A 265-nucleotide genomic window follows, 5' to 3' on the forward strand; every position below is an offset into this window, starting at 1 on the left:
TTTTTTTTAGAAAATCTCTTTTCTAAAATAGGATCAAGCTGCCGGAATGTCTAAGAGCGTTTTTCGCTGTTGCGGGTGCAAAAGTAGAACCTTTTTCCGCTTTTCCAACACTTTTCCCCAGCTTTTTTAATTCTTTTTCCGCATTATTTCTTAACTGTCTCATAACGGCATCTTTACATTTTAAGATTTTTTAGCCCTATGTGGGATTTTTCTTCCTTAACATGCCTTTTCGGCATTTTTTAACGGATCAGGCTTTCGTTTTTTA

The 265-nt window shown here is 35.5% G+C and carries 1 protein-coding gene; it reads right to left on the minus strand.

The genetic code is table 11. From position 1 onward, the window contains the following. Window positions 1-22 precede the first annotated feature (22 nt). A complete protein-coding gene (locus DMA14_RS22840) occupies window positions 23-163 on the minus strand; it encodes a hypothetical protein (RefSeq protein WP_203418205.1) in 141 nt (46 codons plus the stop codon). Window positions 164-265: the final 102 nt, after the last annotated feature.

This window comes from Flavobacterium sharifuzzamanii (assembly GCF_003254585.1).
Classification (GTDB): Bacteria; Bacteroidota; Bacteroidia; order Flavobacteriales; family Flavobacteriaceae; genus Flavobacterium; species Flavobacterium sharifuzzamanii.

What these genes read in the sequence shown, in the direction of transcription:
- DMA14_RS22840 (WP_203418205.1), bottom strand. Translation starts at nt 163, where the DNA reads ATGAGACAGTTAAGAAATAATGCGGAAAAAGAATTAAAAAAGCTGGGG.